This window comes from Treponema pedis (assembly GCF_017161325.1).
Lineage (GTDB): Bacteria > Spirochaetota > Spirochaetia > Treponematales > Treponemataceae > Treponema_B > Treponema_B pedis.
The window spans coordinates 984,746-1,005,683 of the sequence record NZ_CP045670.1 but is presented as its reverse complement, the minus strand read 5'-3'; the positions used below and the strand labels follow the sequence as shown (position 1 = coordinate 1,005,683).

The window sequence follows — 20,938 nt, the reverse complement described above, 5'->3', positions numbered from 1 at the left end:
TTTTTTTACATTTATTAAAAAAAGCCCGGAGGAGAATTTCCGCCGGCTTTTTTGATGTAAATTTATTATTCAGCAGAGCATATTATAATGAAGATTCAATAAACCAAAGCTGCTTGTTATAATATTGAACGTGTTCATCAAACAAGGTTGCCGCACTAAACCATTTTTCTTCATCAGCCGCATGATATAAGGCGGTTGCTTTATTGCGAAGCACGGTCAAATCATTTTTTACAATCTGAAGAACTTCTTTAGCCGTAAACGCTTTTGCATCAACTTCCTTTATTTCCGCATTTGCGAGGTAGTCGGATAATTTGCAATCCGGCATTACACCGTACATTTTTTGGTGCTCCGCTATTGCATCGAAAAAATCAAATGTTTGGTCGTATACCGATTCTGTAAATTGATGAATAGCCATAAATTCTATACCTTTTACATTCCAATGCAAATTATGCAATTTGAATGTAATTACAGCCAAATCCGCTAAGTATTGATTAAATTCTTTGTGTAATTTCATAAAAAACTCCTTAAACTAAATTATATCAAATAATGAATGTAATATAAGTATTCTTACTTGTAAAGTCAATAGCGGGAAAGCATAATTTTTAAATAACGGCTTTTTTGTAAAAACCGTCATAAAGTTTTATTTTAAAAACTCGGCAGGCTTGTAAAGAGCTCTTATACTCACCTTTATAAAAACAAGACAAAACTTAAAATTTATGCTATACTTATTTTATAAAAAACATTCGGGGAATGCCTATCAGCGTACAAAATTTTAAAGTTATGAGGAGTGTCATCTTTATTTTGAGGTATTAAATGAACAAAACTATTAAAATTACAAACGGAGCATTTTCGTACAAGACAAACGAAGTGTTTAAAAATCTTAATTTAGAAATACCTTTAAATTCAATAACTTGTATTTTAGGAGAATCCGGCTGCGGAAAAACTACGCTTTTAAAAATTATTTCGCAGCGTTTAAAACTGAAAAAAGGAATAATTGAAAATGCCATTGCCGCAGGAGATTACTCTTTTGCATATCAGGATATACGCCTTATCCCTCATTTAACTGCAATTCAAAATATTGAATATATCTTGCCGGATTATTTTTTAAAAAAAGAAAAAAAGGAGAGAGCCTTATATTATTTAAATGCTTTAGGCCTTTTCGATTTTATACATTTTCTTCCGAGCGAACTTTCCGGAGGAATGCAAAGAAGGGCGGGTCTTGCAAGAGCCTTAGCTTATCCCGCTCCCTTTATTTTACTTGACGAAGCCTTTGATTCCCTTGACGATAAAAATAAGCATAAGATTGCCGAATTATTTTTATCTATTGTAAAGGAAGAAAATAAAACGGCAATTTGCGTAACTCACGATACCGTTCTTGCAAAAAAACTCGCATGTAATGTTATACGGTTAAAAGAGTAAAAATATGAGACGGTTGTAAGTATTTATTCCCCTCTTCCATAATGTTCCATATTTTGCTACAATATTTTCCATGCTTTTTAATTCGCTTCATTTTATTATATATTTTACCGTTATTGTATTTCTTTATTTTATCTGCGTATACTATATTAAAAAAAATAGTGTATCGCAGATACTTTTACTTGCGGCAAGTTTGTACTTTTATGCTTGCCGGAATTTTGCATATATCTTACTTATTTTGTGCTCCGTAGCGGTAACGTGGTTAAGCGGTATTTTTATTGAACGATGTAATTATTATAGTATAATACCCCCCCCCCCGAAAAATATAAAAATTAAAAAACAGCTGATACTTTCGGCAAGTCTTATTATAAATCTTGCCATTCTTTTCTTTTTTAAGTACCATAACTTTTTTGCAGATACGTTAATCGATATTTTTTCATTATTTTCTTTAGATATACACGTTCCAAAATTTAATATACTGCTGCCTGTAGGTATCAGCTTTTATACATTTCAAGCAATAGGGTATTCTATAGATGTGTATAAAGGAACCGTCAAGGCGGAAAAAAATTTTTTGACGTATGCATTATTCGTTACATTTTTTCCTCAACTTGTAGCAGGACCTATAGAACGGACAAAAAATTTACTGCCGCAATTTAAAACCGATCACTTGTTCGATTATAAAAGGGTAACCGACGGCTTAAAACTTGCCGCATGGGGAATGTTTAAAAAGATAGTTATTGCCGATACTCTTTCCGTATATGTAACAGCAGCATATTCCGATATAAATTATGCCAGCGGAATTGCACTTGCAGTAGCCACTTTCTTTTTTGCCGTTCAAATTTTCTGCGATTTTTCGGGCTATTCGGATATAGCTATAGGGGTTGCAAAAGTTCTCGGATTTAATTTAATGAAAAATTTCGATAAGCCGTATTTTTCAGCATCGATTTCCGAATTCTGGAGGAGATGGCATATATCGCTTTCCACATGGTTTAAAGATTATTTATATATTCCGCTTGGAGGAAGCAAAGTACATATAAGCCGGCATTACATTAATTTATTGATAACTTTTTTTATCAGCGGTTTATGGCATGGAGCTGCTTTGCATTTTGTTGCATGGGGTGTGATACATGCTTTTTATTTAATAGCCGCCCTTATAACAAAAAATATAAGAACAAGGGTTTTGATACGCTGCCGACTTGCAAGTTTGGACGGGACTCCTAAGAGGGGCTGGCACATAGTGCAAATTTTTATAACTTTTTGTCTGGTCTGTATAGCATGGATTTTTTTCAGGGCAGACAGCATACAGGATGCTCTTACTATTTTAAAAAAGATAATTTTTGTACCCTATGAATTAATGTCAGTCATCACAGGCATATTAAACGGTTCTATAAGTTTAGGCAAAGGGTTTTTCGGGCCCTATACTCTTGCGTTAGGTAAGAAAGAATTTATTTTTAATTTTATTTTGATAATTTTACTTTATTTTATAGGTCTAATTACGAATAAAAAAGACGGAGTTGATATTATCGGAAATAAAACGGTTATTGTCAGATGGACGTTATACTATGTAATTTTTACCAGTTTAATTTATGTGTTTGTAAGATCCGGAGAAACTTCCGAATTTATTTATTTTCAATTTTAAGCATTATAAAAAAGAGGTAATATTATGAAAAAATTTATAATAAGATTATTAATACTAATTGTACCTACGGCAGTTTTATTCTTGGGTGTAAACTTTTTGTATAAAAATACAAACCATTGGAAAGCCGAAAATAATGTATATAAATTTAATTTCGTACCGGATAAAATCCAGCTGGCAAATTTAGGCAGTTCTCATGGTGAAGTAAATTTTATATATGACGATTTTCCTGAATATACCGCATTTAACTTCGGCATTAGCGGACAACGGCATAGTTATAATTATGTAATTTTAAAGCAGTATATTAATACGTTTGAAAAAAATGCTGTCGTTATTCTCCCTATATCTTATTTTGAAATAACAAACATAGAAACTGCCAAAAACAAAAAATCAAAAAGGCCAGTATACTACAGATTTGTGCAAAAAAAATATATGCAGGAAATCGATGAGTGGAAGTATTCCGATTATATTAAATTCAATTATTTTCCGGTATTTTTTGGGAATCGTATATTTCAAAAGATATTACATGATATCACGGAAAACCGGATGAATATTTTCTGGAATAGAACAAAATATATAAATGAGGAAGAATTGGATAATTATTGCCAAATGAAATTTAAAGGTTGGACTCATCCTAATGAAGAAAAGGGGGAAGAAGGCTTTATGTATAATTTTAATATGGTATGCAGTATTATTGAACTTTGCAAAAAACACGATCTTATTCCCGTACTGGTTACAACACCGATAACGGATGTACTTAACGGTTATTTTGAAGAAAAAGAGAATTTTTTCAATACATTTTACCGTTTTACCGATGAATTAACAAAAAAATATCCCGATGTACATTATTTTGATTATTCTCATAATAAAGAGTTTTCTCCAAACCATAAACTTTTTTCGGATGGTGATCATCTTAATGTATCCGGAGCAAAAAAATTTACGGATACGGTTATCCGTGACCTTAAAAAGGCGGGAATATTACAATAACTAAAATAACAAGCTTATAAATAAGCATTACAAGCAACACCCGAGATGAAAAGCATGCTTGTATATTTTTCATATTACTATCCGTTTAACTTGCTTTGCCGTGCTAAGGCAATATCATAGATTAAGCAAATGTTATACATAAAGGTTCTTTAAAATGCAACAGTCTTCGAGAATATCAATTCTAGAAGACTGTTGCATTGGTGCACGAAAAGCGCACATATAATAAGCAAGGTTTGCTTTATGCAAACTCGACAGTTAACGAGGCTGTGCAATATTAGCAGCCGAAGTTATACCTTCTTATATATCATTTAATCCTTTTGCTTCTTTTACGATAAAAAGAACAACTGCAATAATAAGAATAACGGAATAAACAAGGGTAACGGCAGCGGTTAATAATTTAGAACATTCCGCAAAATGTAAGATAATTCCAAATATGACGGTAAAAGTCCCTATGCAATAGAGAAATATTCCCGTTTTACCGGCAAGCTGCTGCGGATTATAGGATTTTTTCTTTTCGGCAGGCATTGTATTATATCCGGCTATCAGATTGTAGCATTTACATTCTCTAATTAAAACCCCGAATATAATCATTACAACACCGCTTAAGAAAAAAGCTATCATTGTATACATCTATTTCCTCCTAACTGTATCTCATAAAATTTATAAATACCGAAGCGGTGTAAACCGCACCGCTCCGTTTATTATGCGTCTCTACAGCACGAACAATTTTTATTAAAATTGTACGGTTCTCGTTTAATATAAGAAGTATGCAATAAATGATGAGCTTTTTCGGAATTGGGTTTTCCTAAAAACTCTTCATAAATTTGTTTAATATAAGGATTGTTATGAGAGGTACGTACCTTAGCCCTTAAATCATCGGTGTAAAGTCCCTGCGCTCGGGCTTTGCGCACTTCGTCCGTACAACCGTAGGGCTGACCGCCTCCGCCGACACATCCGCCCCTGCAAGCCATTACTTCAACAAAGTGATATAAAGGTTCGCCTCCCGCCGCAATCGAGTTTTTCAGCTTTGCCAAAAAGTCGGGAAGATTGCCTAACTGATTAACAACGGCAATCCGCACGTCGGCACCGTTGATATTGATTTTAGCTTCGCGGACTCCTGCCATTCCGCGCACTTCGTTAAAATCCAAACTTTCCAGCTCCTTACCGGTAATATAAAAATAAGCCGTCCGCAAAGCCGCTTCCATAACTCCGCCGGTTGCACCGAAAATAGTCCCCGCCCCGGAATACGGCCCTAAAGGAGAATCGGCTTCCTGTTCTTCCAAAAGATTAAATTCAATTCCGCCCTGCCTTATATAATTTGCAAGTTCGGTGGTAATAACCGTATCTACATCTTGATAGCCTGAAGCAAACATAGTTTTATCTTTTCCGCATTCGTATTTTTTTGCCGTACAGGGCATAACCGCAACGGAAAAAATCTTTGCAGGGTCAATTTTCATTTTTTCCGCCCAATACGTTTTTATCATCGGCCCCATAATCTGCATAGGACTTTTTGTAGAAGAAAGATGAGGGATTAAATCGTGATGATATTTTTCCGCAAAGTCAACCCATGCGGGGCAGCACGAAGTAAATTGCGGAAACTTATATTTTCCGCTTGTAAAATTACTTACAAACTCTTGAGCTTCTTCCGTAATTGTTAAATCCGCGGAAAAGTTCGTATCGAATATGTAGTTAAATCCCAGCCTTCTTAAAGCGGCATAAATTTTACCTGTAGTAAGCTCTCCGGGTTTAAGCCCGAATTCTTCACCCAAAGCTACACGCACTGCCGGTGCAATTTGAACGACACTTACGGTTTCGGGTTCTGAAAGTTTTGCCCATAAATCCATCTTAGGCTTTGCTTCGTAAATCGCACCTACCGGACAATGAGCCGCACACTGACCGCACCTTACGCAAGGAGAGTCTTCAAGCTCAGCCATTACGGCAGGAGCAATAACGGTTTTTCCCCCGCGTCCCTGATATTCTATTGCATAAACGCTTTGCATATTTTGACAAACCTCAACGCAGCGTCCGCAGGAAATACACTTATTTCTCTCAAATACGATGGCACCGTTCGAATTGTCTTTCGGTTTTTCATTTATGTAGTGCTCGAAGTGAATATCCCGTAAGCCGAATTCGGCCGCCAATGTTTGAAGTTCGCATTTATTGTTTCTAACGCATGTTAAACAGTCTTTCGGGTGGTTTGATAAAATCAATTCCAAAACGGAACGTCTTGCTCTGACAATTTCAGGACTGTGCGTTACAATACTCATTCCGTCTACCGCCTTTGTACAACAGGCGCGCATCATACGCGGATTATTTTCAAGATGAACAACACAAAGCCCGCACGACCCCCAAGCCGGTAAATCTTCATTATAACAAAGCGAAGGAATTTTTACATTTGCAAGGCGGACAGCCTGCATAATTGTGGAGCCTTCCGCAATCTGCACTTCTTTTCCGTTTATTTTTACGTTTATCATTTTTTCCATAATCGTTACCTCTCCTTTATTTTTTATCTATGGCGGCAAACCGGCAAGTATTATAACATTCGCTGCATTTTAAACACTTTATTTGGTTAATAATATGCCTAACCTTACGTTCTCCCGTAATACAGTTTGCCGGACACTTTCTTGCACAGGCGCCGCAGCCGATACATTTTTCGTTGATGTAAAAACTGACGAGATTTTTACATTTTCCCGTTAAGCACTTTTTATCGGTAATGTGTGCAATATACTCATCTCTGAATTTTTGAATTGTAGAAAGCGTCGGGTTAGGAGCTGACTGGCCTAAAGCGCACAACGAGGCTTTTTGCATTGCGAAGCCTATTTCTTCCAGTTTATTGAGGTCGCTTAACTCACCTTTGCCTTTTGAAATTTTATCAAGTATTGAATGAATTTGCTTAGTTCCGATTCTGCACGGTGAACATTTTCCGCACGATTCGTCTACGCAGAATTCCATATAGAATTTTGCAACATCTACTACGCAGTCGTCTTCGTCCATTACAATCATACCGCCTGAGCCCATCATTGAGCCGAGTGCCTGCAAATTCTTAAAGTCAATCGGGGTATCAAGGGCATCGGGCGTAATAATTCCTCCCGAAGGGCCTCCCGTCTGCACGGCTTTGAATTTTTTTCCGTTTTTAATTCCGCCGCCTATTTCAAAAATAATTTCGCGTAAGGTCGTTCCCATCGGTACTTCTACCAGTCCCGAATTTTCAACTTTTCCCGTAAGAGCAAAAACTTTTGTTCCGGCGGAATCTTCCGTACCTATCGCTCGGAACCATGCAGCTCCTTTATTCAAGATAACGGGAATATTTGCCCAAGTTTCAACATTGTTGATAATCGTAGGTTTGCCCCAAAGTCCTGCTTGGGCGGGGAACGGCGGCTTAGGTGTGGGCATACCGCGCTTTCCCTCGATTGAGCGCAAAAGGGCGGTTTCTTCGCCGCACACAAAGGCTCCGGCACCGAGTCTGATTTCTATTTCAAAGTCGAAACCCGAGCCCAAGATGTCTTTACCCAAAAGCCCGTATTCGGCGGCTTGTTTAAGAGCTTTTTCCAAACGGAAAACCGCTAAGGGATATTCCGCACGGATATAAACAAAGCCCTTGTTCGCTCCTATTGCTTTCCCGCAAATTGCCATAGCTTCTATTATGCTGTGAGGGTCGCCTTCTATTGTGGAGCGGTCCATATATGCACCCGGGTCGCCTTCGTCGGCATTGCAGACGACATACTTAATATCGCATTGAGCCTTAAGACCCGCTTCCCATTTTAACCCTGTCGGGAACCCCGCCCCGCCTCTTCCGCGTAAACCGGATTTTTTAATCTCATCGACGATTTGCTCGCCGGTCATTTCAAAAAGCGCTTTTTCCAAAGCGAAGTAGCCGTCATGAGCTATGTAGTCTTCGATATTTTCGGGGTCGATTAAACCGCAGTTCCGCAAAGCAATACGGAGCTGTTTTTTATAAAACGGAATTTCGGTAATTTCCTCTGAACTCTTTTTTGTCTTATCATAAAGAAGGCGGGTAACTTCCATACCGCGTACTATATGTGTGTTAATAATATCAAAAGCATCTTCGGGTTTTACTTCAACATAAAAAGTATCTTCAGGAAGAATTTTTACTATGGGACCTTTTTCGCAAAACCCGAAACACCCGGTCTTTATAATTTTTACCTCATCGGAAATCCCCGCATTTTTTGCTTCCGTAATAAGGTTTTCGTAAATTTGAACGGAGCGGCTCGACTCGCAGGCTGAACCTCCGCATACCAAAATATAATGACTATACGACATGTTACACCTCCGCCTCAGTTTTTTTTGAAATATCGAATACATATTTTGAAAGAATTTTTTTGTTTACAACATGAGAATCGATTATTTCATTTGCAATTTCAGCAGTTACATAACCGTATTTTACAGGCTCTTCACCTTTTAAAATTACTTCAACTACAGGCTCCGCTTCGCCGAGACCTTCGAGCTCCGCCTGAATAACGGCAATATCTCCGCGTTTACCCATGCCGTTTATTTTTTCGCTTATTATTTTAAAGATTTCTTTTGCGCCTTTTTGTATTCCGCGCTCGCCCATTCCTACTATTATATAAGCCTCTTTTTCTTCAGGTTTTCTTATTTTTATCTCGGGAACAAGGCAATCTCTAAGTTCATGTAAGGTTTTTCTTGTTAATTTTTGCATACTCACGTTTTCCTTTTAAGTTTTCGATTTATCTTTCTAAGACGGCGGACGGGACTTCACTTTCAGAGCGGCAATCGGCAATTATTTTTGCCATATCTTCGCGTTTTAATTTTCCGTGAACTTCGCCGTTTACGGAAATAACGGGAGCTAAGCCACAACAGCCGATACAGCGCACCGGCTCAACCGAAAATTCTCCGTCTTCGCTTGTAGTTTGTCCGTCTTTTAATCCGAGAAGCGATTTTGCTTCATCAAGCAAGTCTTGGCTTCCCTTTAAATAACAGGCGGTTCCCAAACATACGGAAATCTTATGTTTGCCGGGTCTTTCGGTTTTAAAGAAATGATAAAATGACATAGTACCGTAGACATTTGCCAACGGTGTATTTGTGCGGACAGACACTTCTTCCGCAGCTTCTCTGGAAATATATCCCTGCTCCTCCTGCACCTTGTGCAAAATCATAATGAGGTTTCCGGGTTTTTCTTTCCACGAGTCGATAAAGCTGTTAAGCTCATCGGAAAAACAGGCACAGTTTTTCATATAATTTCCCCTTGTGGTGAATATAAAATACAAGCATAACAGGCAGGCACACACCATGGTAAAACACTGCTCATAATTTATATATCAGATAATATTATCAATTATAATTTTAAATTTGTCAAGGGATAAAAAAATATTTTTATTTAAAAATTTAAATTAACCCGGCACCGCCTGAAACCTCTAAAACCTCCGTTTTTAGGGATTCCCCTCTTGCGATGTTTTTAACAAGCATTATTTTATAAACACTCATTAAAAAGATGCCGGGAGTTTAAAACCGTCGTACTTAAAAAAACATCTCAAGCCCTATCGGAATAAGAGTATTATTTAAACAAAATAAGTTCTTTCCGCTTATAACTTATAAGAATAGGGTGAACGGATAAAAAAGGATAACCTAAAATCCCTTCATAGCCGTCTTTTATTTTTCTTAAGTGTGAAATATCCGAAAAACCGGTTTTTAAATCCTTATATGTTTTTTTACCGATTTTCATCGTTTTTACTTCAGCTTGATATATTTCCCGTTTAGCCCCGGAAGCTCCTCCAAGCTCAGTTTTTTCTTTATTTTTTAAAAAACTTTCCAATTCACTAAAATAAAAACTGTCTATTAAATTAAACTCTGCTCCGGTATCGATTCCTAATCTATAGATTTTATTTCCTATAAGAGTTTCAACCACCGGAATATGCTCTATCATAGAACATGCAATTTTTGAATATATTTTTAATTTATTATTCTTTATAAAACCGTCAATATAGTCAGGATTAATAAGCGTCAAAGTTTTTTTTGAATAATCTAAAAAGAAATCATATTCTTTTAACATATCATACCCTATTAATCCGTATATACCGTCCGTTTTTAAGTATGTTTCAAGATGAGACATATCAAGAATTACTATTTTTTGATTTTTCATTTTATTCCCGGCAAACTCCAATTCTTTTACCATTACTATATCCATATTTGAAGTTGAAGCATTACCGTTGATATCATGTAAACTACCTAACTTTTTTTCGCTTGTATCCACTCCATCAATATACTTTGAATTTAAAATGGAAAAAGGCGCCCCGCTGTCCAATAAAAATAAGCAGCTTTCACCGTTGAGGAGCACTTCAACAAGAGGAAGGTTTCCTGCAAGAATTACGGGAACGGAAATAAATTTATCTTTATTATATTCGATTACCCTTTCTTGAGGTGATAAAGTTTTCACTGCTATCTTCATAAATTCAGCTTCGACAAGTAAATTATCCTTATTGAATACAAACATGGAATCTTTTTTTCCTACTTGGGAATAGTCAATCGAATATTCTAAAATAAGTTTATCGGCTTCCAAACGGCTTTCTTTTTTTTCATAAGAAACTATATTTCCTACCGCCGATATTAACTGCTTCAATATGGTCTTTGCCATATCATCTTTATATCCGGCTATGGAAAAACTTTCGGCTAAATAAGGCAGCAGCTGCGATTCAGACTTTTTGTTGCAAGCCTCAAATACGACTTCCACAACTTTTTCGCATTCGGCCTCATTTTGTGCAAATATGCTGCTAAAAAAACATAAAAATATTAAACAAGAATTTAATATTTTAATTAATTTACATTGATTCCTTTTCATTTTTTCTCCTCATTAGTTTTTTATAATTATAACTTTTTCCACGGTTTTATGAAAGCCTTCCGGTTTCTATTTTTTAACGATTTTTGAATAGCAGCAATTTTTATTATCGTCGGTGTTTTTTAATCTCATATTTTTTTATAGTTTACCGGGAGTTTAAAACCGTCGTACTTAAAAAAACATCTCAAGCCCTATCGGAATAAGAGTATTATTTAAACTATAATTTTTCCAATATTAAACTATCCGCAGCCGGAAAAAATTTATTTACAAAATCATCATTCGTTATAATAATTATAATTACTTCCGAATTATGCTTACTTTTAATTAAGTTTAAAACCTCCCGCTTTTTATCGGTATCAAGATAATTTGTAGGTTCATCGATTATTATTAAATGTTTATCTTCATTTAAAGCATGATGTATTTGATTATACCTAGTTTGTCCGCTTGATAAATTCGATGATTTTGCCAAATTTCCATAAGGGCTTATAAAAGAAGATGCACCGTTAAATGATATATCCAATATTGATAATCCTGCATATATTTTTCGATTATTAAAATAAATATCTCCCGAATATCTGTTTGACAGACCCAACAAAGAATAAAGTAAGGTGCTTTTTCCCGCACCGTTTTCACCTTGTACCAGATATATATTCCCCTTATTAAAAGAAAAATTTACAGGTTTATTTAACGGCTCGTTATTTTTACTAATACCCGAATAATTCTTTAATGTTATTTTTTCAATTTTTTCATATTTAAGCTCCTGCATGCTTAAATCCAAAGCGGCAAAAAACTCTTTTATGTAAGGTTTATCGTTTATATATTGACGGCGGATATTAACAATTCTTTCAATAGGTGTCCATAACTGCGATGTATATAATTGAAAAGCTTCCAAAGTACCTAATGTTATCTTATTATAAATAACGGCAATACAGGATATTATAAAAACTGCCGCCAATAAAAAATTTAAAAATCCATATACTAAAAAATTATTCATAAGTGAAATATTTTTTTCAAATTTTAATTTACTTCCGATATAATCATCAGTTATCTTCGATATTATTGAAGCGCCAATCTGCTTAATTTTTAAAAATAATTCTTCATCTGCAATTTTAACCTTATCTATCAATAAATTTTTTACGGTATTATTAAGTTCATTATTTTTTTCGGATAACTTATTAACCTCAGTTTCTCCTATTTTGGATAAAAACATTCCGAAAGGAATAAAAAATAATTAAAAAAAATCCCTACCCAAAAAAAAATAATATAAAATAATGCTTAATGTTATTATTATTTTTATAATTGAAAATATAAGCGTCGTTTGTATTTCAAAAAAATACGGTTTTACAATATTATAATTTTGTGATAACATTAATTCAAAATTCGGTTTATCCTTTTTACGGGAAAAATATTCGGAATTATGCAACATTTTCTTTGATACTTTAACAAAATTATCCGCATACAGTTTCCCGTGTATATAATCTTTAATTGCTTCGGCTGATAAGAACAAAACCAGACTTATTATTTCCGCCAAAATCATATAAACAAATTTTTTCATATTTAAATAAATAACGGAATCAATCATTAGCTTTGTTACTAAAGGCATTGCAGATGCTATAATAATACTGAACAAATTAATGAATCCGTAGAATACAAAGGTTTTTTTATCAATATATTTAAATGAATGAAACCGTAACATTTTTTTCATATTTGTTCCTTTTAAATTAATCAATTACATATTCTATATTTTTTCAAGAACCTGTCAATCCGCTATAGGAATATCCTACTTTAAAAAAAATGAAAAATAGGTTAAACTGTTTATCATAAGGAGATGATTTATGAAACGAATCTTATTATCCATTTCATTGGTTTGTGTTGTATCCGCTTGTCTTTTTGCAACCGGAAGTAAAGAGGTCAGCCCTAAAGAAAACTTTACCGCCAAGGTAGTTTTGCCGTCGGGAGGCCCTGCAATTGCTCTTTCAAAATTGGTATACGAAAAAACGCAATTTGAAAATTCAGTTACGGAATATGAAGTTGTCGCAGGCCCCGATGTATTACAGGCCCGTATCCTTTCGGGAGAAGCCGATATTGCAATTGTTGCAACTAATTTTGCCTCCGTAGTTTATGCTAAAAATAAATCGGTAACCTTGATTGCTCCGGTTGTTTGGGGAAATTTATACTGTATTACTTCAGAAAACATTTCTTCAATTGCAGAGCTGAAAGGAAAGACCGTTTATTCTTTCGGAAGGGGCGTAACTCCCGATTTGACTGTAAGAGAAATTTTAAGCAAAAACGGATTGAATCCCGATAAAGATGTAACTTTTCAATACTTATCATCGGCAGCGGATATTCCTCCGGCTTTTTTAAGCGGAAAAGCAGGTATCGCAATTGCCGCCGAGCCGAGCTTAAGCGCTATTCTTGCGAAAAAACCCGATACAAAAATCCTAATTGATATTCAAAATGAATGGAAAGAAAAATTGGGAGGTCTTTCATATCCTCAAGCATCTTTAATAGTTAAAACGGAATTCTTAAAAAACCACGGTGAATATGTAAAAGCTTTTATTGAAGCTGCTAAAAATTCGGTAGACTGGGTAAATGCAAACAATGCAGCCGCAGCCGAATATGCTTCAAACATTACCGTACTTCCGCCCGTTACGGTTATAACTAAAGCAATTCCGCGTTTAAATATTTATTTTGTTGACGCGAAAAAAGCCGTAACGGCTATAGAAAAATATCTTAGCGTATTGGCGGCTTCCGACCCTAAATTTATCGGCGGAAATCTTCCCGATGAAGGCTTTTATTATCAAGCAAAATAAATTATTCTTTTATAAAATAGGCGGGGCTTTTATTTGCCTCGCCTTATGGGAAGCGGCTGCCCGTATTTTAAACCGGCCTATAATCATACCTCAGATTGGCGAGGTATTAAAAGCCTTGCTCTTAATACTTCAAAACAAAACTTCTTATTATTTTATCGCAAGTTCCGTTAAACGTATTATTATTACTCTGGTTTTTGATTCTTGCATAGCCTTTCCGTTGGGAATCATTGCAGGACTGAATAAAAGATGCGAAGCTTTTTTTTCCGTAACCGAAAATATTTTAAAATCAATCCCCACAATGACTATACTGCTCCTTTCTTTAATTTGGTTTAAATCGGAAATAACACCTCTTTTCGTTACAAGTTTAATTGTTTTTCCCGTACTTTACAGAAATATTACAGACGGTGTAAAAAACATAGATAAGAATTTAATAATTATGTCGGAGGATTTTAGCGTTCCCTTTATGCGCCGACTAAAACTTTTGTATTTACCTTGTATAAAACCGTTTATAAAAAATGCCTACAGCATTGCTTTTGCTTTTTGCGTAAAAGTTTTAATCAGTGCGGAAGTTTTAAGTCAACCGAAATACGGTATAGGCACGGCATTTCAAATTGCCCGTGTGCAGTTAGATACCGCCTCTCTTTTTGCCTGGGCTTTTATAGCGGTCTTAATTGCCGCAGCTTTACAAAAAACTATATTTAATCTACGGTAAATGCGTTTAATATTCCACCTTTCCTGCAAGACCAGCGCTTATATTCAATAAAAACGAATCTTTTTTTGTAGAACTTCCTGTAAGTTCGGCAAAAATTTTTATTTCGCCGTGTTCTCCTATTTTTGTAATTTGAGAATGCTTAAACGATATCAAATAATTAAGTTTTTTTAAATTAGAGGTTTTTGAAAATTCTACGGATAATTTTTCTTCTCTGCTGTCGAGAAGAGGAATTTTACTGAACAATCTTATAATTAAATGAGGTAAAGATGAAGAGCTTGCAAGAGTTAAAATAACACTGAATTTTTCTTTCCATTCCTCCGTTTTTAAACTTGTATTTTCGGTTTTTACCGCAAAGCAATTAAATTCATTTTCAAACCCTAAATTATTTCTTTCCGCAAAAAAATAGTATAAAGTATGTATGGAGTTAAATTTAAATTTAAAAAAATCTTTGCCGAAAGAAAAATTCCATTTATATGTTCTGTTAAGCTCATCCTGTTCATACCATGTAAACCAATTAAAATATCCGAATTTACCTGAAATATTCAATGTTGTATATTTAACTGCAAAATCCATTCCGTAAATATTCAAGCCTTGCGGGAAAGCCTTTTCCGATTTTACGATTCTTGAAAAAGCGGTATTAAATTCAAGCGGTATGTATAAATCCGTAATTGAAGAAGATATAATACGCGAAATATTTAAACCGTATAAATTATAAAAAGCATAGTTATTAAAATTATTTATTTGTATTTGCGTATTTATCTTTTTATCGATTAAATCGTAAAAAACGGGTTTGGAAAAAAGCCAAAACTGTTCTCCCATTCCCTTAAATAAAAAATAAATATCTTCAGAATATCCGTTTTGTTTTTTTGTTTCGGCTTCGGGCTTGGTTTTTAAAATCTTTCTTTCCCAAACCGGAGTAAAAAAAATCTTTTTGATTTCAAACGGAACGGAAACTGAAAATCTTGTTTGCTCTTCGCATTGAGAAAGACCTCGGTTATTTACTTTTGTAAAAACCGATGCTTCAAAGTTAAAACCTAAAAAATTCGTATCTTTTAAAGCAGTTTTACCGTTATTCGAAAAGAAATTAAATATAAATTTTAATTCCGAATTTCGGTTGTCGGCATATTGTTCACCCTTTGAATACATATCAGTTAAACTTTTTTTCCACGATTGCGTATAACCCGTATTTGAAATATCGTAAACCGTTTTATACCTTTGACTTACGCCGAAATTTATTTCACTGTATATAATTCCGAAATCTTTTTCGGGAATTATGGGAGATAATGAAGCAAATATTTTTGAATTGGTAAACTCTTTATTGTAATCTATAGAAGTAAGATACTTTGCGGAAATATACTTTTCAAAACCGAGAGTGCAGCTCCGTCTTAAAAGATTTTCATTTTGATTTACAAAATAATTTTCGGACGCTGTAAAAAAATAAATCGGAATAAAAACGGAGTGCCCGTAGCTCTCTATTATCTTTTTTTTTGAATTCTTTACGGCTATATCGGTTTTATTTTGCAAAGATAAATTCCCTTCCAATTTTATTTTCCACAAATCCATACCGGCTTCCATTTTAGAATTTATTTTCGTATCTTCTTTTTTAGATTCCGTTTGAAAATCTCCGTCGATATAAAAATGCGGATTTGAAAAAATCGGTTCATCATTTTTTTTAAAAAGAATTTCTTTTGCAGTATAATCGAAATAAGTTTTATTTTTAAAAATATAATTATGTCCTTTCGGTTTTCCATTTCTGTCCGCAACAATATCAAAACCGAATCGGCTTCCCGCTTTAATATTATATTTTGAAAATTCCGCCCCGCTTGAAAATTTATAAACATCGGTTAATTGTTGTTTTTGTTTTGCAATTTCCCAATCGCCGGAATTTGCAAAAAATATATCCAATCCGCTTATAGGCCGCCAATGAACACCGCTTGCAAATTTTACGGTTCCCGAATCGGAGTATGTTTTGCCTTCCTTCCATCGTATTTCAATTAAATCATTCGGCAATATTTCTTCGTGAAAGGTTATGATATTTGTTTTTTCGTTATAAACAAAATTAAATATTTCTATTTTATTTTTATAAATTCGTATGCTTCCCGGCACTGCGGTATCGGGTATGGAAAACTCCTGATTTAACGTATACGATTCGCATAAAATTTGAAGAGAAAGGTCTTCATTTGTATTGCCCGGAATATATATTTTATAATCGGAATTTACAAAAGGAAATATTTGTTCCGGCTTGGAAAAATCAACAGGAAAATTTTTATTGATAATTTGAATAAAATTTATTTTGATAAATCCGTCTGAAAAAAAATCTCCCGAGTTTATCTGCGAAGTAAATTGAGCCGCTTTATCTTCCGTTAAAGAGGAAACTACATTTATTAAATGAGAAGAGCCCGTTTGAGGAACGTCGTAACGCGAAGCAATTTCAAAAGGGGAAAAAGTATCCTCCGTTTTTAAAATTAAAAACGATTTTCCGCGAATATTTTCCGCATAATTCCTTATTAAAGGTTTTATATTATTTTCAATCTCGGAGATACCGGCAAAGTATAGTTTAACCGAATTTAAAAAAGTATCGGCAGCGGATTCTTCGCTTAATGAATATAAATAATTTACCGCAACGCCTGCGGGAAAACTTTTTTTTAATGTAAGAGTATTTTCTCTTGCATTTATCGAAAACTCATCTTTAGGAAGTTCTCTCCAATCTCCGCCTGAATAATCTTTTACAAGTATTTGTAATTGTTTTCCGTATAAATTAACGGCCGGAATATAAAAATGGCGGGCTTTGCTCCATGAGTTAATCGATATTTTAGTCTTGTTTATTTCATTTGTACCGTAATAAAATTTTGAATTATATTCGGAACTTTCGTATCGAAACATCGTATCCGCTTGCCAATTATCTCCCGCAAATGTACCCATTATACCTGGCGCAATAATATTTCCGCCTCCGGAATTTATAAAACCGTAATTTGACGGAAATTTAATTCCGCTGTTTCCTGCACGAATATGCTTTACTGCCGAGCCTTCCTTTCCGAAATAACCCATAGCTATAATGCTTTTTTTATAGTCGTCTTTGTATAAGGTTTCAAAATAAAATTGCCTGTTTAATAAAAGCCATAACGACAAATGCGCTTTTTGTTTGAATATAGGTTGTATCGAATTTAATTTTGAATAACCTTTGGAAAATTCAAAACTTGCAATTCCTAAAAAAGAAGCCTCCCAAAAACCGTCCAAAAAAAGGACGGCTTTATCCCGCTCTATATCTTTAAAATAAAGACCTGCTTTGTTTTCTCCCGTGCGGTTTTTTATCAACTCTATTTCTTCCTCTACGGACGGATTCTCCTTTTCGTTTTCCGTATCCGATTGGGGAAATACAAAAAAAGAAAATACGAAGAATAAAAAACCGCAAAATATTTTTTTCATTTTTTCTCTCCGTTATCGGATTGTAAAAGACGGGCGGGTTTTAAAATATCTTTACCTTCTTTTTTCATAAGAGCATACATTGTTTCTTCCATTTTTCTTTTTTTTAATTTATCTTCACTGCAAAAAAGCTCTCCCTGCATTTCGGTACGGCATTCTTCGATATTCATAATTGAAAGACCTAATAACCTTATCGAAGTTTTGTTGTCGAATTTTTTATAAAATATTTTTTTTGCACGCTCATATAAATCTTGAGAATCGTTTACCGAATCTCCGGTTTCTTGAATCGAAACCGTTGTAAAATCTCCGTAGCGTATTTTAACCGAAACGGTTTTACCGTTCACTTTTTCGTCAATAACACGGTACATCAGTTCCGTAGAAAGAAAAAGAAGAATATCGTCAATTTGTTCGTGCGAAATTAAATCATACTCAAAGGTTCGTTCGGTGCTTATCGAACGGTGCTTTGCTTCTTCGGAAAAAATTTCGGTAAGCTGCCCGCGCACGGCATTATGTAAAAAAACTCCTCCGGCATTCCCTAAAATTGTACATAATAATTTTTCGCTTGTATTTAAAATTTCAGAAACGGTTTTTAACCCGCAAGCAATAAGTTTTTCACGTGTTTTTTCTCCGATACCCCAAACTTCCTTTAGCGAAAGCGTTTGCATAAAGTCCGCCTCGCCTCCTTTAGGTACTATAAATAATCCGTCCGGTTTTGATTTACCGGAAGCGATTTTTGCAATATATTTATTGGTTCCGCAGCCTATCGACACAGTTAATCCGGCTTTTTCTTTTATTGCTTTCTTTAATAAACGTGCGGAATTTTCGGGAGGGCCTAAAAGTTTTTCCATTCCGCTCATATCCAAAAAAGCTTCATCAATGGAAATTTGCCGAACATCGGGAGTAAAATCTTTAAAGATATTCATAATTTCTTTTGATTTTTCGTGATAGCGTTTCATTCTTCCCCTTACAAAAATTCCTAAGGGACAAAGTTTCCGCGCCTGCATAATCGGCATAGCGGAATGAACACCGAATTTGCGGGCCTCGTAAGAACACGTAGAAACCACTCCGCGTCTTGATTGCCCTCCCACAATTACAGGTTTACCGCGATAGTCGGGATTATCCAATTGTTCTACCGAAGCGAAAAAAGCGTCAAGGTCAACATGAAAAAAACATTTTTGTTTTTCCATAATTAAATCTCCGAATCAGGTTTTAAAACGAATTCTTTTGTTACCTGAAAAATAAGTTTTTTATTTTCCGCATTATCTTTAAAGTCTATTTTCAAAGGGCTATCGTAAAACCATGCATTTATTTTTATATTAAGTTTTGAATTTTTCTCACCGGAAAATTTAATTGAAAACGCTTCGTTTATATTAAGAGGCGATAAAAAACTTACTTCCTTCCCCGATGAAGAAGTAGTAAATTCCGAACTTGCTTCATATATGGGAAAGCCGTCTTCACGGGTTATTAAAATATTTATAAGAGCCGCTTTCAGTGCCGGACTTACTTTTATTTCACCGATACTTCGCTCAAGATAGTTTTCCAATTTAAAATCTGCGGCAATAAAATCATTTTCATTTAAACTTTTAAATTGTTCTAAAAAAGATTTATCGTTTTCGTTAGCCGGCATTGTCTTTAATCCTGAAATTACTTCCTGAGTATTTATTTTATTTTCAATTTTATATAATAAAAAAGTTCTTTTTTGTTTTTGCATTAAAAAATCCGGGCCGATAATTATTAAAACAAAACAAATTACGGTTATTAAACTTATAAAAATATGCAGCGTTACCTTATTAAACTTTACATCGGGATTATGCCTTTTTAATCTGAAAAAAATACGCGTTAGCATTAAATAATAAGGAGTTACAAAGAAGGAAACGGCAAAATTATCGGCATAAAATAAAACAGGAATAAAATTATCCGTGTGAAAAAATAAAGGAAAAAAGTATAATACCAATAAACCTAAATTTAAAATAAAAAATATAATTTGAATATACGCTCTTTTTAAATGATATGAAATAAACGATAATGCATATATTTCCAAAAACATAAGAGATAAAGATAAATCCAAACTGGAAAAAATAAAAATATTAAAAAAACATGAAAAACTTGCAAGATAACCGTAAATAAAAGTATTTTGAGGAAGATTTGTTTTTCTGTTTATTACTAAAAATCCCGAGCTTATGGAAAAGGCAAGAGCGAATTTAAAACCCGTTGCGGCAACAGGAAATAAATTTATTGCATCGGCATTCCCGAATAACATACGGAAAATAAACAATACGATATATTCACTTAAATAGAAAGAAATAATATTTAAAATAAAAAATAAAATAGGCACCCGCCACAGTGTAAGTAAATCTTTTATGTGGACTTCTTTTTTCTTTCCGAATAAAAAGCTGAACATAAAGATATAAAACAATGCAAACATCATTATTGCAAGCATTATTATAATTAAAAATCTTTCTTTAATTACTATAAACTTAAATATCTTTTTTATGTTATAATGTTTATCCCAGTCTTGCGGAATCTCCTGACTGTATTTATTTGCTAAAGAAATTAAAGATGAAGTTATATCTTTATTTGTAGATATTGCGACGGAAGGGATTCCTTCATTTAAATATTTTGCAAGTATTTTATCGTCTTCCAAAAAACCCAGCCGCTTTAAAATAACATCGTTGGAATTAAAATCCATTTTTATATTTTGTTTTGAAAATTCTTCGAATAAACTTTCAATAATCCATGGGGGACTTGTTTTTTTATCGGAACCCGGTATTATCTTAACCTTATTTTCTTCTCCGTCGGATAAAATAAAAACCGCCGAAGTTTTTTTTTCATATATTTTATTTATAAGCAGGTTTATATTTTTATATCCGTTTGCAGGAATTGTTTCAGGCAAATCCGGTATATCGTTATCGGTAATCGCTATTATTACAGTACCGCTTAATTTTATTCCGCTAAGCTTTTCCGCAAAATTATGTAAAAGTTTTGTTGAAAAAGTTTCATTATTATTAGTATCTCTCGAAGAAGTAAATACAACAGCCCATTCCGTTTTAGGCCCGAATTCGTAAACGGTATTTTCAGGATAAAGTTTTATAGTAGAGAAAATTATTAAACTTAAAATAAAAATATGCTTTTTCAATATT

17 protein-coding genes are annotated in these 20,938 nt (G+C 34.1%); 5 read left to right on the top strand and 12 right to left on the bottom strand.

Going from position 1 to position 20,938, the window contains the following annotated elements:
- Positions 1 to 82: 82 nt before the first annotated feature.
- On the bottom strand, positions 83 to 514 hold the full coding sequence (locus DYQ05_RS04375; protein ID WP_020964720.1) for a Dps family protein: 432 nt from the start codon (positions 512 to 514) through the stop codon (positions 83 to 85).
- A 299-nt stretch (positions 515 to 813) separates the two neighbouring features.
- Between DYQ05_RS04375 and DYQ05_RS04370 the strand changes: the two genes are divergently transcribed.
- From DYQ05_RS04370 to DYQ05_RS04360, 3 genes are all read left to right on the top strand, one after another.
- A complete protein-coding gene (locus DYQ05_RS04370) occupies positions 814 to 1,419 on the top strand; it encodes an ATP-binding cassette domain-containing protein (protein ID WP_206183914.1) in 606 nt (201 codons plus the stop codon).
- 190 nt (positions 1,420 to 1,609) lie between these two features.
- Positions 1,610 to 3,055, top strand: coding sequence for an MBOAT family O-acyltransferase (locus DYQ05_RS04365; RefSeq protein WP_252723513.1), 1,446 nt, complete (start codon positions 1,610 to 1,612; stop codon positions 3,053 to 3,055).
- A 24-nt stretch (positions 3,056 to 3,079) separates the two neighbouring features.
- Positions 3,080 to 4,039 (top strand): SGNH/GDSL hydrolase family protein, encoded by a 960-nt coding sequence (locus DYQ05_RS04360; protein WP_020964717.1) that lies wholly within the window; start codon positions 3,080 to 3,082, stop codon positions 4,037 to 4,039.
- Positions 4,040 to 4,336: 297 nt separating this feature from the next.
- Here the strand turns inward: DYQ05_RS04360 and DYQ05_RS04355 are convergent, their stop codons facing one another.
- From DYQ05_RS04355 to DYQ05_RS04320, 8 genes are all read right to left on the bottom strand, one after another.
- A complete protein-coding gene (locus DYQ05_RS04355; protein WP_024467890.1) occupies positions 4,337 to 4,669 on the bottom strand; it encodes a DUF3784 domain-containing protein in 333 nt (110 codons plus the stop codon).
- A gap of 71 nt (positions 4,670 to 4,740) precedes the next feature.
- On the bottom strand, positions 4,741 to 6,522 hold the full coding sequence (locus DYQ05_RS04350; RefSeq protein WP_493666644.1) for an NADH-dependent [FeFe] hydrogenase, group A6: 1,782 nt from the start codon (positions 6,520 to 6,522) through the stop codon (positions 4,741 to 4,743).
- A 16-nt stretch (positions 6,523 to 6,538) separates the two neighbouring features.
- Positions 6,539 to 8,320, bottom strand: coding sequence for an NADH-quinone oxidoreductase subunit NuoF (nuoF, locus tag DYQ05_RS04345; protein WP_206183912.1), 1,782 nt, complete (start codon positions 8,318 to 8,320; stop codon positions 6,539 to 6,541).
- Between the two features lies 1 nt (position 8,321).
- The gene (locus tag DYQ05_RS04340; RefSeq protein ID WP_024470215.1) at positions 8,322 to 8,717 is read right to left on the bottom strand and encodes a (2Fe-2S) ferredoxin domain-containing protein; all 396 of its coding nucleotides are present in this window, start codon (positions 8,715 to 8,717) and stop codon (positions 8,322 to 8,324) included.
- A gap of 28 nt (positions 8,718 to 8,745) precedes the next feature.
- On the bottom strand, positions 8,746 to 9,252 hold the full coding sequence (locus tag DYQ05_RS04335) for an NADH-quinone oxidoreductase subunit NuoE family protein (protein WP_020964712.1): 507 nt from the start codon (positions 9,250 to 9,252) through the stop codon (positions 8,746 to 8,748).
- A 320-nt stretch (positions 9,253 to 9,572) separates the two neighbouring features.
- Positions 9,573 to 10,853 carry an aspartyl protease family protein gene (locus tag DYQ05_RS04330; RefSeq protein WP_020964711.1) on the bottom strand — a complete coding sequence of 427 codons (1,281 nt, stop codon included), beginning with the start codon at positions 10,851 to 10,853 and terminating at the stop codon, positions 9,573 to 9,575.
- Between the two features lie 214 nt (positions 10,854 to 11,067).
- Positions 11,068 to 12,060: an ATP-binding cassette domain-containing protein gene (locus DYQ05_RS04325; RefSeq protein ID WP_206183911.1), complete on the bottom strand. Its 993-nt coding sequence runs from the start codon at positions 12,058 to 12,060 to the stop codon at positions 11,068 to 11,070.
- 21 nt (positions 12,061 to 12,081) lie between these two features.
- A complete protein-coding gene (locus DYQ05_RS04320; RefSeq protein WP_206183910.1) occupies positions 12,082 to 12,555 on the bottom strand; it encodes a hypothetical protein in 474 nt (157 codons plus the stop codon).
- A 130-nt stretch (positions 12,556 to 12,685) separates the two neighbouring features.
- Here DYQ05_RS04320 and DYQ05_RS04315 point away from each other — a divergent pair, with 130 nt between their 5' ends.
- The gene (locus tag DYQ05_RS04315; protein WP_206183909.1) at positions 12,686 to 13,663 is read left to right on the top strand and encodes an ABC transporter substrate-binding protein; all 978 of its coding nucleotides are present in this window, start codon (positions 12,686 to 12,688) and stop codon (positions 13,661 to 13,663) included.
- A complete protein-coding gene (locus DYQ05_RS04310) occupies positions 13,635 to 14,375 on the top strand; it encodes an ABC transporter permease (RefSeq protein ID WP_206183908.1) in 741 nt (246 codons plus the stop codon). Before DYQ05_RS04315 ends, DYQ05_RS04310 begins: the two co-directional genes overlap by 29 nt.
- A 6-nt stretch (positions 14,376 to 14,381) precedes the next feature.
- Here DYQ05_RS04310 and DYQ05_RS04305 read toward each other — a convergent pair whose 3' ends face one another.
- From DYQ05_RS04305 to DYQ05_RS04295, 3 genes are read right to left on the bottom strand one after another with little or no spacing between them, the layout of a single operon-like run.
- Positions 14,382 to 17,801, bottom strand: a complete 3,420-nt coding sequence (locus DYQ05_RS04305; protein WP_252723512.1) for a hypothetical protein — start codon at positions 17,799 to 17,801, stop codon at positions 14,382 to 14,384.
- Positions 17,798 to 18,985, bottom strand: coding sequence for a DNA polymerase IV (dinB, locus tag DYQ05_RS04300; protein WP_020964706.1), 1,188 nt, complete (start codon positions 18,983 to 18,985; stop codon positions 17,798 to 17,800). Before dinB ends, DYQ05_RS04305 begins: the two co-directional genes overlap by 4 nt.
- A gap of 2 nt (positions 18,986 to 18,987) precedes the next feature.
- Entirely contained in the window at positions 18,988 to 20,934 is a 1,947-nt protein-coding gene (locus DYQ05_RS04295) for a hypothetical protein (RefSeq protein ID WP_206183907.1), read from the bottom strand.
- Between the last annotated feature and the right edge of the window lie 4 nt (positions 20,935 to 20,938).